This is a genomic window from Segatella copri (genome assembly GCF_019249765.2).
In the GTDB taxonomy this organism is placed as follows: Bacteria; Bacteroidota; Bacteroidia; order Bacteroidales; family Bacteroidaceae; genus Prevotella; species Prevotella copri_K.
In genome coordinates this window covers 1482606-1496148 of record NZ_CP152484.1, presented here as the reverse complement: position 1 = coordinate 1496148, position 13543 = coordinate 1482606, and the positions used below count along the sequence as shown (strand labels likewise).

At 44.5% G+C, this 13543-nt stretch carries 12 protein-coding genes; 4 read left to right on the top strand and 8 right to left on the bottom strand.

Translation table 11 applies throughout. The features are described from left to right. The first annotated feature begins 339 nt into the window (after positions 1 to 339). Positions 340 to 1401 (top strand): porin, encoded by a 1062-nt coding sequence (locus KUA46_RS06780; protein ID WP_218487932.1) that lies wholly within the window; start codon positions 340 to 342, stop codon positions 1399 to 1401. A 196-nt stretch (positions 1402 to 1597) separates the two neighbouring features. On the opposite strand, the gene KUA46_RS06775 is transcribed toward KUA46_RS06780, so the two are convergent. The 5 genes from KUA46_RS06775 to KUA46_RS06755 form a co-directional block, all read right to left on the bottom strand. Beyond that, positions 1598 to 2818 carry a hypothetical protein gene (locus KUA46_RS06775; protein ID WP_434725800.1) on the bottom strand — a complete coding sequence of 407 codons (1221 nt, stop codon included), beginning with the start codon at positions 2816 to 2818 and terminating at the stop codon, positions 1598 to 1600. Next, a complete protein-coding gene (locus tag KUA46_RS06770; protein ID WP_218487983.1) occupies positions 2818 to 3063 on the bottom strand; it encodes a hypothetical protein in 246 nt (81 codons plus the stop codon). The genes KUA46_RS06775 and KUA46_RS06770 overlap by 1 nt, the downstream gene beginning before the upstream one ends. A 291-nt stretch (positions 3064 to 3354) precedes the next feature. After that, entirely contained in the window at positions 3355 to 4431 is a 1077-nt protein-coding gene (hisB, locus tag KUA46_RS06765; RefSeq protein ID WP_006849292.1) for a bifunctional histidinol-phosphatase/imidazoleglycerol-phosphate dehydratase HisB, read from the bottom strand. Positions 4432 to 4457: 26 nt separating this feature from the next. Further along, a complete protein-coding gene (locus KUA46_RS06760; protein ID WP_218487160.1) occupies positions 4458 to 5135 on the bottom strand; it encodes a hypothetical protein in 678 nt (225 codons plus the stop codon). 72 nt (positions 5136 to 5207) lie between these two features. After that, positions 5208 to 5957 (bottom strand): RNA methyltransferase, encoded by a 750-nt coding sequence (locus KUA46_RS06755; RefSeq protein ID WP_119237105.1) that lies wholly within the window; start codon positions 5955 to 5957, stop codon positions 5208 to 5210. A gap of 190 nt (positions 5958 to 6147) precedes the next feature. Between KUA46_RS06755 and KUA46_RS06750 the strand changes: the two genes are divergently transcribed. Continuing rightward, positions 6148 to 8262: a BamA/TamA family outer membrane protein gene (locus KUA46_RS06750; protein WP_228113458.1), complete on the top strand. Its 2115-nt coding sequence runs from the start codon at positions 6148 to 6150 to the stop codon at positions 8260 to 8262. 103 nt (positions 8263 to 8365) lie between these two features. Here KUA46_RS06750 and KUA46_RS06745 read toward each other — a convergent pair whose 3' ends face one another. Next, positions 8366 to 8821: a hypothetical protein gene (locus tag KUA46_RS06745; RefSeq protein WP_218487161.1), complete on the bottom strand. Its 456-nt coding sequence runs from the start codon at positions 8819 to 8821 to the stop codon at positions 8366 to 8368. Positions 8822 to 8934: 113 nt separating this feature from the next. Here KUA46_RS06745 and KUA46_RS06740 point away from each other — a divergent pair, with 113 nt between their 5' ends. Next, a complete protein-coding gene (locus KUA46_RS06740; RefSeq protein ID WP_118152359.1) occupies positions 8935 to 9738 on the top strand; it encodes an MBL fold metallo-hydrolase in 804 nt (267 codons plus the stop codon). 63 nt (positions 9739 to 9801) lie between these two features. On the opposite strand, the gene KUA46_RS06735 is transcribed toward KUA46_RS06740, so the two are convergent. Together KUA46_RS06735 and KUA46_RS06730 are read right to left on the bottom strand one after the other, a co-directional pair. After that, entirely contained in the window at positions 9802 to 10170 is a 369-nt protein-coding gene (locus KUA46_RS06735) for a DMT family protein (RefSeq protein ID WP_218487162.1), read from the bottom strand. A 456-nt stretch (positions 10171 to 10626) separates the two neighbouring features. After that, positions 10627 to 12213: an ATP-binding protein gene (locus KUA46_RS06730; RefSeq protein ID WP_153137313.1), complete on the bottom strand. Its 1587-nt coding sequence runs from the start codon at positions 12211 to 12213 to the stop codon at positions 10627 to 10629. 764 nt (positions 12214 to 12977) lie between these two features. Between KUA46_RS06730 and KUA46_RS06725 the strand changes: the two genes are divergently transcribed. Further along, a complete protein-coding gene (locus KUA46_RS06725; RefSeq protein WP_218487163.1) occupies positions 12978 to 13373 on the top strand; it encodes a hypothetical protein in 396 nt (131 codons plus the stop codon). Positions 13374 to 13543 lie beyond the last annotated feature (170 nt).

Sequence of the window (13543 nt, the reverse complement as noted above, 5' to 3'; positions counted from 1 at the left end):
TATGTGTATGACGCAAGAAGAGGCGAAAGGTAAACAAAAAAATGCTACCTTCGCACATTTCCGTGCAAAGATAGCATAAAAATTTGAGATATAGACATATCTTTTATTTTATTTGTGGATGAAGTGGTTTATTCCTCTGTTTTAGCCATCATTACAATGATATTACAGGTGCAGAAAATCAGTGATGTAACAGCTTTGTAATACTTATGTTTTACGGTAGAAATATCTTCTCCTTACCTTTGCAGTCGAAATGAAGAAGATGTCTTTCCGCATCATCGGAAAAGATTTCATTCGGAATAAAGAAAATCAGATTTACGTGTATATATAATAAGGTAAGAAATGAAGAAGAAAACGTATTTGTTGATGGCACTCACGATGGTGTCGATGGGAATGAATGCCCAGAATTTTGGAAAAAGCTCTGTTGAGAAGGGTATTGAGAATTTCGCCAAGACCATGACCATTGGTGGAACCATCCGCTCTAAGTATGAGTACCAGACCGAAGAGGGGGAGGGACGATTCGAGGTGCGTACAGCCCGCATCAACGTGGCTGGCAATGTAACACCTCAGGTAAGCTATAAGGCGGAAATCGACCTCTGCGACGAGGGTAAGATCAAGATGCTCGATGCCTATACACGCATCAAGCCTTGGAAGACCCTGCAGTTCACTATCGGTCAGGAGCGTGTGCCATTCACCATTGACGCTCACCGTTCTCCTCATCAGCAGTATTTCGCCAACCGTTCGTTCATCGCCAAGCAGGTGGGTAACGTGCGCGACGTGGGTGCCGAAATCGGATACACCTGGAATGTAGGTTTCCCTATCGTGGTGAATGCCGGTATCTTTAACGGTTCGGGTTTGACCAACCAGAAGGATTACTGGACCAAGGGTGTCAACTATTCAGCCAAGGCTCAGTTCCTCTTTCCGAATGTCAATCTGGTGTTGAGTACCCAGAAGATCAAGCCATCTGATGTTACGGTAACGATGTATGATGGCGGTATCACCTTCCACAAGGGCGGTTTCATTGCTGAGGCTGAGTATCTTTACAAGCATTACAGCAAGGATGCCTTCCACGATGTTCATGCATTCGATGGTTTCGTATGCTATGACATTCCGGTGGCTAATCCTAAGAGCCTCATCAGGAAGGTTTCGCCTTTGGCAAGATATGATTTCATGAGCGACCACAGTGATGGTACAAGATATGGCGGTTCTGATACCGAACTCGGTGCCTTGAAGATTAATGATTATAAGCGCCATCGTGTTACGGGCGGTGTAACCCTGAGTCTTGCCAAGCCATTCATCTCTGATATCCGTATCAACTACGAGAAGTATTTCTATCGCAAGGGTGGTATAGCTAAAGTTTCAGAAAAGGATAAGATTGTTGTGGAGTTCATGACAAAGTTTTAGTCAAGATAAAACTTGTTTTTGGATGTAATAGGCGAGGGTGTGTCATAAGCCACATCCCATACGCCCTGAAAGGGCAGAAGCTCCTAGCCCAGGGTAACACCCTGGGTTACGCATAAGCAAGAAAGACGCCCTGTAAGGGCAAAAGCTTCTCAAATACAAAGCTTTTGCCCTTACAGGTAGGGTGTTCAAAATCCGTTTAAAATCCGACGCATTTATTCCCTAAGGTATTGATGCGTTTCACGGTCAAATTAGGAGAGAGGTTTGTACTAGTCCATTCTTTGATGTGACGATGTCTTCCTTTCTCCAAACGTTCTTTAAATTCGAAACCAACTCGCCTATTTTTGTCAGCCAAGGCTATGCGCAGAGGTATTATAAGAATCATTGGGGTAACACCAGTAAGTTTGTCGTTAGACATTCTAGCCTTAGTCACTCCAAATGTTGATTCTATTGGGTCAGAACTTGCATTGTGTACATCTCCTTCATTTAAGAGAGAGAGCTCACGTTCTAAATATCCCAAGATATAAGAGCCAACTTTTCGCTGTCGCTCATGCTTCAACATCAAGCTTTCTGTCACGAGTTTTTTGCAACGGGCAATAGAGACTTGAGACCACCCGTTGTTTTTTATGTCTTTTTCAATCTTCGTTATACAGTCCATCGTTTCGGCCAATTCATCAACCAGAGAAGCATTCTGCGGAATAAAGGCATATATGCTCTTTATATCCTCTTGCAATGTATGATATACATACTGCATCCTGCTTATCCAGTCAATCCATTTTGACATGTTCATAAAACGTGCAATACTTCGTTGCGATGGAGGTTGTATATAAGCAACATCTTGCATGTTATATTTAAGACGTGCCATCTGAACATTACTTGAAAGCTCCTGAAAATCAAGATCATTCTTGTAAACTCTTTCAAGAAACATGCCAAGAGTATGACTAATATCATGGTGATGTTTATAGCCAGCATCTCTAATGGCCTTACATATACTGGAGCCGTTGTCGCTGATAACATATTCTGGCTCATGCCCAATTTTAGCTGCGACTTTCTCCAATACTTCCTGAATAGTTTTTCCATTCCAACTCTTAGCGATAGATATGTCTACAATGGATATGTCTTTTTCAGTAATAGCCATTCCTATATTATCTGCCGCAACAGCAAGTGTAAGCAGCATCTTCTCACTGCCAATCATCATGCTTTCATCGACAATCAAGGCATAACGCTTACCCTTGAAAAGGGTACACGATTCCTTATAGACACTAAGCCCTAACTCTTGTGCCCAATAGCCAATTGTCGTATAAGCTGGTACTTTACCGAAAATATTGTCCATAAACTCATTCAGGATATTGAATATTTCAACAATCTGACGTGAACCTATAGACAGACGAGCATAAAAAGCCGTACTCAAAGCAACCATTAAGGATGAATAATGATGTCGTCTAATAGACTCATCATTTGTTCGTAAGTCTCCTTGTCCAATCCTACGTTCGGCTTTTCTTTTTTTTTAAGTTCAGAACGATACTTATTGGACTTATTCTGAGAGGTAGACAATCTTCTCTCAAGATTACGTTTGTCCCTTTTTAGAGACTTATTTTCCTTCTTTAGTTTTTCGGCATACTTTTGAAGCTCTTTTGGCTCCATATCTTTGACTGATTTTTTCATATCTTATGTATTTGTTTTTATTTGCAAAGATACTAAAAATCAGCGAGTTATACAAATTTTTAAAGAACTATTTTGTATATTAAAGTGTTAAATATCAGTAACTTAAATACACCTATATAACACCATTTTTTTATACCAGATTTTGATTCGGATTTTGAACAGCCTACCTTACAGGGCGACTTCTTTATCCCATTATATACCCAGGGTGTTACCCTGGGCTAGGAGCTTCTGCCCTTTCAGGGCGTGCTGCTAATAACAGGGCGTGCTGCTAATAATAACTATTTGTTTTTCTTACAGCATTCCCTTAGAGCTAGGAAGCTCGAAGTGGTAGATGTCTCTCTTTACCGCCATTTTCAGCGAACGGGCAAGCGCCTTGAAGATGCCTTCTATCTTATGATGCTCGTTCTCGCCCTCAGCCTTGATGTTGAGGTTCATCTTTGCCGCATCACTCAGACTCTTGAAGAAATGCTTGAACATCTCTGTAGGCATTTCGCCCACCTTCTCTCTGTGGAACTCGGCATCCCAAATCAGCCATGGACGGCCACCGAAATCCAATGCTACCTGACAGAGACAGTCGTCCATCGGCAGACTATAGCCGTATCTTTCTATTCCGCGCTTGTCGCCTAAAGCCTGCAGCAGGCATTCGCCCAGAGCAATACCCGTATCCTCAATGGTATGATGCTCATCCACATAGAGGTCGCCCTTGGTGTGGATGGTGAGGTCCATCATGCCGTGCTTGCCTATCTGTTCCAGCATGTGGTCGAAGAAACCAAGACCGGTAGAAATGTCGCATTTTCCTGAACCATCGAGATTTACCTTGATGTAGATATCCGTTTCCTTGGTGGTGCGCTTCACCTCTGCGATGCGGTCGCCGGCAAAGAGAATCTCAGCAATCTTATCCCAGTCCATGCCGTCTTTTCCGAGAATCAGACTCTTGCAACCCAAGTTTTCGGCAAGCTGGGCATCGGTTTCACGGTCGCCGATTACATAACTGTTTGCCATATCGTAGGCAGGGTTGTCGATATATTCAGTCAGCATGCCTGTGCCCGGCTTTCTCATTGGTGAGTTATCCTCAGGGAAGTGGCGGTCGATGTGCTGCTTGGCAAAGTGGATGCCTTCGCTCTCCAGGGTCTGGATGATGAAGTTGTGGACTGGCCAGAAGGTATCTTCCGGGAAGGAGTCGGTACCCAAGCCGTCCTGGTTGCTCACCATCACCAGTTCGTAGTCGGTGTGCTGGGCAATGAAGGCGAGATTGCGGAACACGCCCTTGGTGAATACCAGCTTCTCGAAGCTGTCAATCTGTTCGTCCTCTGGTTCCTGAATCAGAGTTCCATCGCGGTCGATGAAGAGTAATCTTGTCTGTTTCATGTCTCTTATATATTATGTTAATACGATTAATATTTTTCTATCTCTGTAGTTGCCATTTTCTGGCTTTCCTTCATTCTCTTCTTCTCTTCGTCTTGCACCTTGTAAGAGCCGAATTGATAGGCAAGTGAAATGCCGAGCCAGCTCAGGGCGTATATGATGAGCAGGAAGGTGATGGTGAACACCAGAAAGAGGAGTGGGGTGAAATAACCCGGCACACCGAGCGGGTCGCCATCAAGTGCACCGAGCTGTGAATAGAACTGTGCGATGATGAGGATGATGGAAGGCAGGGCTGCGATAAAGGTAGCGATGCCTACGATAATCATGCCGAGAAAACTGGTCAGAAAGAAACCTCCGAAGTGGCGGAGAATGCGGAGGAGGGATTTTCCTATCTTGCGCTTTTCGCCCTTAGGACACAGTTGCTTTCTTGGCAGAAGATGCCAGAATGATACGATAGCCATCATGATAGTGGCTCCGTAAATGATGGTTTGCAGAATGAACGAAGCCATCGGATTCACGGCTCCCCAATCGTGAAGCGGTTTGTTGGGGAGGAGGAAATAGAGTACGATAGCCAGCAATACAGCAAATGGAATATGGGTAGTCCATGTCTGTTTTACGAGTGATCTGAAGTCACTTGTTATGGTATCGTATGATGCTCTCATGCAGGAAGTTATACTTCGGTGCTTAAATAATTCATTTACTTCCATAACTATCTTGTTTTAATTTCTAATTATCGCTTTTTTATTTTTTTACCTTTTTACTTTTTTACCCTTTTACCTTTAAAAGTTTCTTCTGAATTCAGAGCAAGTAATGGCGGTAGCGATAGCCACATTCAGACTGTCGGCTGTAGCTCTACCTTCCGGAAAGTTAGGGATGAGCAACTTGTGGTTCACCTTCTTTGCCAGTTCTGGCGAGATGCCTTTTCCTTCGTTTCCCATCACGATAAGTCCTCGGTTTTCGAGTTTTTGCTGATAGATGTTGTCGCCATCGAGCAGGGTGCCGTAAACGGGAACATCAGCAGGAAGTGATTCTACCAGTCCCAGCAGGTCTCCGTATTCTACCTTCACTCTTGCTATGCTGCCCATCGTGGCCTGCACTACCTTCGGATTATATACGTCGGCAGTATCCTGACTGCAGTAGATATGGGTGATGCCAAACCAGTCGGCGATGCGGATGATGGTGCCTAGGTTGCCCGGGTCCTGAACGCCGTCGAGCGCCAGACTCAGTTCGCTGGTATTAATAGAGTAATCTCCTGATGTTGCCTGTTTGAATACGGCAAGCACCTGTTGCGGATGTTGCAGGAAACTTACCTTCTTCAGTTCTTCATCAGTAACCTCTATCACTTCGGTTTCAGCCCCGAAGTGTTTGCCCCGGAGCCATTCGCCGGTAGCCACAATCAGGTCGGCAGGTTGCAGAGCGAGCAGATCGTCTACCACCTTGAAACCTTCTGCCACGAACTTTCCTTCTTTATTTCTGTTCTTCTTCAGTTCGAGCGAACGTATGTACTTTATTTTATTCTTGCTAATCATTTATTTTTTGTCTATATGTGTGCAAAGGTAACATAAAATATAGACATTTCAAAATAAAAAGTGCTAAATATTTTGTATTTAATTTGTTTTGCATTATCTTTGCATATCAAAAACGATAGATATTTTGAAAATACAGAAGATTTCATTACTTGCCTTGCCGCTGCTCATAGCATCTTGTTCTTCAAGCAAAATGGTGCCGGAAGGGGAGTATATATTAAATAAGGTAGAAGTGAAGAGCGACTCGGCAGGGTATAATGCCGGGGCGCTCAAGCAGTATGTGCGCCAGAAAGAGAAACCGAAACTCTTCTCGCTCTTCAAGAATCCTTTCAGCAAGAAGCCTGTCATCTACGATACTTTGCAGGCGCGGCTCTCCTGTCAGGATCTGCTTACCGCCATGCAGAACCAGGGCTTCATGCATGCCGGGGTGTCGCTCTATACCACCAAGAAAGGAAAGAAACTGGATGCTACCTATCTGTTGCATCCCGGAGAACCTTTTGTGATAGGTAAGGTGAAATATGAAGTGGAAGATGAACATATCCAGCAACTTCTGCATCTCGATAATCCCGATAATCAGCAGATTAAGCCGGGAATGAGATTTACGGTAGAAACATTGGATAATGAACGCAGGCGTATCTCCAGCCTTCTGACCAATGATGGCTATTTCCGCTTTCATAAAGATTTTATCCAGTTTTCTGCCGATACGATTGCGGGACAGAAGGATATCGCCCTGACGCTCCACCTGATGAAGTATAAGGCAAACAGTAATGCTCCTGAGGTTGATCATCCCCGATATGAAATCAGAAACATCAACTATCTGAGTAATGACAGCGACCGAATCCATCTGCGCCATCAGGTTTTGCTCAATGCCACTGCCCTCAGAGAAGGCCGTCCCTACAGTGCTGCTGCCTTGCAGCGCACCTATAACAACTTTGCCCGTCTGCAGGCGGTGAAGTATACCAACATCAGTTTCTCGGAAGTTCCTGACAGCAACCAGGTTACGGAGAACGGAATGGAGAGGGACAGCATCAGCCGGCAGATGGATTGCAATATCCAGATCAGTACCAACAAGCCTTCTACCATCGCCTTCCAGCCGGAGGGAACCAATACGGCGGGCGACTTGGGAGCTGCTGCATCGCTCACTTATACCAACCGAAATCTCTTCAGAGGCAGTGAGCAGCTGAGCATCGAACTTCGTGGAGCTTACGAGGCTATTACCGGTCTGGAGGGGTATCAGGACCAGAACTATACTGAATATTCGGTTGAAGGCAAACTGGTTTTCCCTCGTTTCTTGGCGCCTTTCCTTTCAAGAAATTTCAGAAGAAGACAGACGGCAAACAGCGAGTTGTCGGCAAGTTGGAATCTTCAGAACCGTCCGGAGTTTCATCGCCGCGTATTCTCTACTGCTTGGCGTTATCGCTGGACAGAACCGCGTCATCACCTGGCTTGGCGTTTCGACCTGCTCGATCTCAACTATGTGTATATGCCATGGATATCCGAGACTTTCAAGAGAGACTATCTCGATAATGCAGAAAACAGAAATGCCATACTCCGCTACAATTACGAAGACCTGTTTATCATGAAGATGGGTTTCGGTTTGAGTTATAGCGATGGGGTAGATGCTGTGCGAGTGAATGTAGAGAGTTCGGGCAATCTGCTGAGTGGTGTTTCCAAGACTTTCGGTTTCAAGGTGAACAGCCAGGGGCAGCGTACATTATTTAATATAGCTTATGCCCAGTATGCCAAGTTTGATGTAGATTATACCCATCTGATGCAGTTTGATAAGCGCAATGCTCTGGCGCTGCATGCGGGCATCGGTGTGGCTTATCCTTACGGCAACAGTACGGTGCTACCTTTCGAAAAGCGTTATTTCTCGGGGGGTGCCAACTCGGTAAGAGGTTGGGGCGTAAGAGAATTAGGTCCGGGCAAGTTTAAGGGAACTGACGGCAGAATAGATTTCATCAACCAGACGGGTGATGTGAAGCTCGACTTGAATGCAGAATACCGCACTTCGCTCTTCTGGAAGTTTGAGGGTGCAGCGTTTATCGATGCCGGTAATATCTGGACACTTCGCAATTATCAGGATCAGCCTGGTGGCCAGTTCAAGATAGATGAATTCTACAAACAGATAGCTGTAGCCTATGGCTTAGGTCTCAGGTTGAATTTCGATTACTTCATCCTCCGTTTGGATATGGGTATGAAGGCAATCAATCCAGCTTACGGAACGAAGGAAGAGCATTGGGCGATTATCCACCCGAAACTAGACCGCGATTTCGCCTTCCATTTCGCAGTTGGTTTGCCGTTCTAAATGCAGCTAATAGTTGATAGTTTATAGCTAATAGTTTATAGCCAGGAGTTTCTGTAGGGCATTTTTTTTGATTATGATGCCCCTCAGAAACTCCTTACTTTTTTCAAGGCAATTTTTCCAACTTAATCTTCCAGAGTCCCTTTTCCATACACATCGGCAGTTGGAAATCGGCCTGTTCTATGAGCTGCGGGTCCTGCCCGATGCTGTCCATCTGCAGAAAATTATGAACCGTAAGGGTTATGGTGGCACTTGTTTCATCGTCACCGAAATCAATATCCGTAATCTCGATGCTGGCATCCTCCGGTTTCTGGCGCAGCAGTTCCACGTCGGTCTCGTTCACATTACTTGCAGCATAACGCAGCCAGCGCTCCGATTTCTGGGTGCAATACTTCACGGCTTTCGGGAAATGCCAGTTGAAATAATTGTTGGCAAACGAATCAACGTCAGCCTTCAGCTGGTCCTCGCTGCCTTCGTGAGGTTCACAGCCCGAAAGGCTGAATATACTTGCGGTCATGCATGCCACAGCTATGCATAAACCTATCATCGACTTCTTCATCATGATTCTCAAATCTTAAAAATTCTATTTTTTTGCGATATTTCGGCACAAAGATAGTAAAAAACTTTGTAATAAGAATCTTTTTTGCTAACTTTGCATGGAAAATAACAATTAAAATGCTGAAATTTATATCCTTTGGCAGTGGAAGTAGTGGCAATTGCTATTATCTTTACACTGATACGGATTCGATACTGATAGACGTAGGAGTAGGAATAAGAATATTGAAGAAGCATTTCCATAACTATGGACTTCGCTTCGAGGATGTGCATCACGTCCTCATCACCCATGACCACGCCGACCATGTAAAGTCGGTGGGGAGTCTGAGTACTGACTATCATCTACCGGTATATACGACCCGTAAAGTACATCAAGGCATCGAGCGCAACTATTGTGTTCGAAAGAAGATAGAGCCTAACCATGCTCGTGTGATAGAGAAGAACGTAACTTTCACACTGGGCGAGTTTAAGATTACTCCGTTCGGCGTACCCCACGACAGTACCGACAATGTTGGCTATTTCGTGGAGTGCGGAGGTGTGAACTTCTGCCTCATCACCGATGTGGGCCATATTACCGAAGAGATGCACGACTTTATCGGCCGTGCCAACTATCTTGTACTCGAGGCGAACCATAGTGTAGAGATGCTCCAACAGGGTCATTATCCCCAGTATCTGAAGGAGCGCATTCTGGGAGATAACGGTCATCTGAGCAACGACGATTGTGGCGAGGCGCTTGCCAATTATGCTACACCGGAGCTTCATCACGTCTGGCTCTGTCATCTCAGCGAGGAGAACAACCATCCTGAGCTGGCACGCAAAACCGTGGAGCAGATCCTGCGCAGCAAAGGCATCATAGCCGGCAAGGATTTCCAGCTGGAAGTATTGAAGCGCAAGACGCCGAGCGAAATCTATAACCTGGTGTAGGGCAGGTGTAAAACTAAAAAAGTAGCCGGATAAGGAGTTATATTGAGTTAACTCCTTATCCGGCTATTTCATGAATACGAAATAAATGGCTGCAATCAGGCAGCAGAAGGCTGCGAAATGATTCCAGTGCAATCCCTGTCCCTGAAAGAGGATATTGGCGATGATGGCGAAGACGATAAGCGATACGCATTCCTGTATCACCTTGAGCTGGACCAGATTAAACGGTCCGCCATTATCCACGAAACCGATGCGGTTGGCTGGTACCTGACAGCAATATTCGAAGAAGGCGATGGCCCAACTGAAGGCGATGACACCGATAAGAGGCCAGTTGCTGCTCACGCCCGTTTGTTGCAACTTGAGGTGTCCGTACCAAGCCAGCGTCATGAAGATGTTGCTCAGCACCAATAATAATATAGTATACAATCCGTTCATAATCTTATTTTTTTGCGGGTGCAAAGGTAATATATTTTTTTAAACCCTCCAAATTTCAGGGAAGTTTCATTGCGGTTTTAGTTTTATATCTCGGTTTTTGGCAGATAAATTTCCGATGTTCTGATATTTATCTCTGAAAGATAAGTGTGCTGTTTTCTTATGGCCAGTCGGCTGTTTGGGGCGAACAGCCTACTAGCGGAATAGGGAACAGTAGACTGTTCCTATAAGACAGTCATCGCAGACGGGGAAACCAGATTTCCCAATCCTATCAATATGATTTATGTTTAGCATTCTGCAAAAATCTCTTCACTCTTCACCTTTCTTCCCAAATCCCCTGTGTTTATCGGCATTTCGGGAGGTGAAGAGTCATCAGCAACTCTTCACCCGCTCTTCACCACTCTTCACCTCCGTCAACCTCCCTGTTTATCTGGGGTAGGGTGAAGAGCTTTATCTTGATTACAAAGACTCATCCACTTCTTTCCAATCTATCAATCCCTTGCCCTTTTCATCGAGTTCCACTGCCAGGGCGATAACTTTGCGTTTGTCTGCCTTGAATGGTTCTGTGTAGCTCTTTTCCTTTATCTGGCTCTCGGCAGCAGAAATGCCGCCATTGTTCGATAGCTTCAGCTCCAGGACGTAGATGAAGGATGGAACCTCTACAATCATATCAATCCTGCCAGTGGCCAGCATCCTTTCTACTTCCACCCTAAAGCCCAAGGCTCTGAATATCGTACTCATTATCAGTCGGTAACGTTCCTCCATATCCATACTTGCCATCTTCTTGTTGCTGTATGGAACATCGGCGATAAGAGCCTTTAATGCCTTTTTGGCTTCAGCGGTATTGCCGTCCTGCATCATTTTTCTGAGGAAGCTCTGCGCAGAAACCACTTCCGAATTCGACTTCATGGTCAAGGCAGGAACCACTACCCGGTATAATGCCTTGCGAACTTCAAAGTTAGGGAAGCCCAGGATGTAAACGCCATCGTCGTAACCCTTGATGGTGAGATAACCCGACTGATAGAGGAAGAGCTCGGCTCCGCCATTCACCACATCCGATGTCTCCAGGGTATCGCCCTCGATAAAACAATGGTCAAAGTATTCCATCCTCATCTCCATATTATCCACAAATTTTGGTAATAGGGAAGTGGCGCCAGATGAAGCCCAGTAATTTCTCAATTCCCTATCCGATAAGGCGTTGATGAGGCTGAATGGATTGAAAATATCTACCATGTTTCTGTGGCAGAAATGATATCCGTCGTAATAGGCCGTGAGCTGCTTCAGCGTCTCTTCCGGAGTCCATCCGTTTTCTTCACCCATCGCCTCAATCTCCGGCATGAAGTTTTCGGCAACTTCCTGCTTTGAAATACCGCAGATGGTAGTGTATGGTGCATCAAAGCTGATGTTGCTCAGGTTGTTGAGCACGGAGAAGAGGGAGATTTGAGTGAACTTGGTGATGCCCGTGATGAAGACGAAGCGCTCGTGCTCGTCCTCTTTTTTCAAGACGGCAAACACGGACTTGTAGATGGCTGTGCAGGCATCATGCTCTGGAGTCTTCCAAGAATGCTGCAAAGGTGAATCATATTCATCGATGAGAATAACTACCTGTTTGCCTGTCTTGTGAAATGCCGTTTCGATGATGTTCTGGAAACGGACAGCAAGGGAAACCTCTGGGCGCACCGCTACTTCATACTTCTGTTCGAGTTTATAGAAGGCGTCGTCGAGATAGGAGTTGAGTTCTTCGGGTGTTGCACCTCCGCAACTCATGTCGAGTCGAATGACGGGATAGCAGGTCCATTCTTTCTCCAACTCCATCACCTTCAATCCTTCGAAGAGTTCCTTTTCCCCCTCGAAGTAAGCCTGGAGTGTATCCACGAGAATGGACTTACCGAAGCGGCGTGGGCGGCTTAGGTAATGATAAGTCTTGTTGCTATGAGCAAGTCTCCATACCATATCAGTCTTGTCAACATATAGGTATCCTTCTCTTCTTATTTTAGCAAAAGACTGGATGCCTACCGGCAATCTTCTATCGTTCATTTCTGTCATAATCTAATCTCCTATGTTTTCAGGATAGCTTTTTGCGAGCTATTCGCCTTACTACAAATTCTTTCTGCAAAGATACGATAAATATTTTGGTTTCGCAAGAAAAAATGGGGGATAATATAAAAAAATGGCGAATCTTTTTGTTATCTCTGATTTTTGCAGTATCTTTGCAGAAGCAAAGTTGCACTTGGTAATTTGAAAGCAAGCTTTCATTGCGCTCGTTTGCATTTACTTTGCATTCGGATTGATTCGCCCTAAGGGGCGATGACGTCTGTTTTTGTGGGTTAAAATAATAGCGTTTGCTGTTTATTCGATAATAATGTTCCTGAAGTTTGGCCGCGGAAGAACATGTGCAACAGAATAAATAAGTAAGCGTCCGCTATAGCGTGGACGTAAAACTTATCTGTTGCATATAGGTTAGGCCAAACACCTTGGAACGTTGGATAAGTGGATCGTCCACGTTTCTGCGTTCTAATGGGGGATGAGGCTGGTCTTGATGTGCATCAGGGTTGGCTTTGTTGCTATGGATAAGGGTGTTTGGCTGTAGCTTTTATTTTCTGAATACTATCAAAAAGACTATTTTTGCAAAATCATTATGAAGGGTGATGCTCACAAGGGTAGAATAATATGTAGCAACTGCATAGCAAATGTGTCGCTAGGCAAATGTCAAGTGAAGATGTCTACGCTTTGTTATTGCAGGAAAAAGAACTTATAAACGTTTTAAATTAAAGTTTGCAGGACATCCAAACTTGTTGTTGTAATTAATTATGAAGAGAACATTACTTGTTTCCGCTTTTGCAGTCATGGCTTTGGCTGCTAGTGCACAGATTTCTGAAGTGACTAAGGTGAAAGGTGATGGATTTGATTTCATCCCTAAAGGGCTTACTACTACAGGTGTTATTACTCCTTATTCAACTATCGGAGTTGAAAATAATAGTAGCAACCAAACACCTGAGTTTACTGTTTATGATGCTTCTTTTAACGTGGAGAAAACTTTTCAGTATGACCCTAGGGTATTCAAAAGCAATTTGGTACCAATGAAAGCGTTAGCTGATCAGACTGCATTTCCTGCAACTTCTCATTACTCAGTTCGCCAGATTCCCAAAGCTTATCTAATTCTTGCTGCATCCGCTCGTTCATGCGCTTCACTTGTGTTGCCATAATTGTTAATTTTAAATATTTCATGTGCAAAGATACAGATATTTGCTAATACTCCAAAGATTTTAAGAAGAAAAATTAATACAGGGTGTTTTTTTATCCAACTTAATCCGTATAATCTATTAATTTTCAGCGTTCTCTGCCATTTTCTTGTAGATTTTCTTGCAAGTTCCAA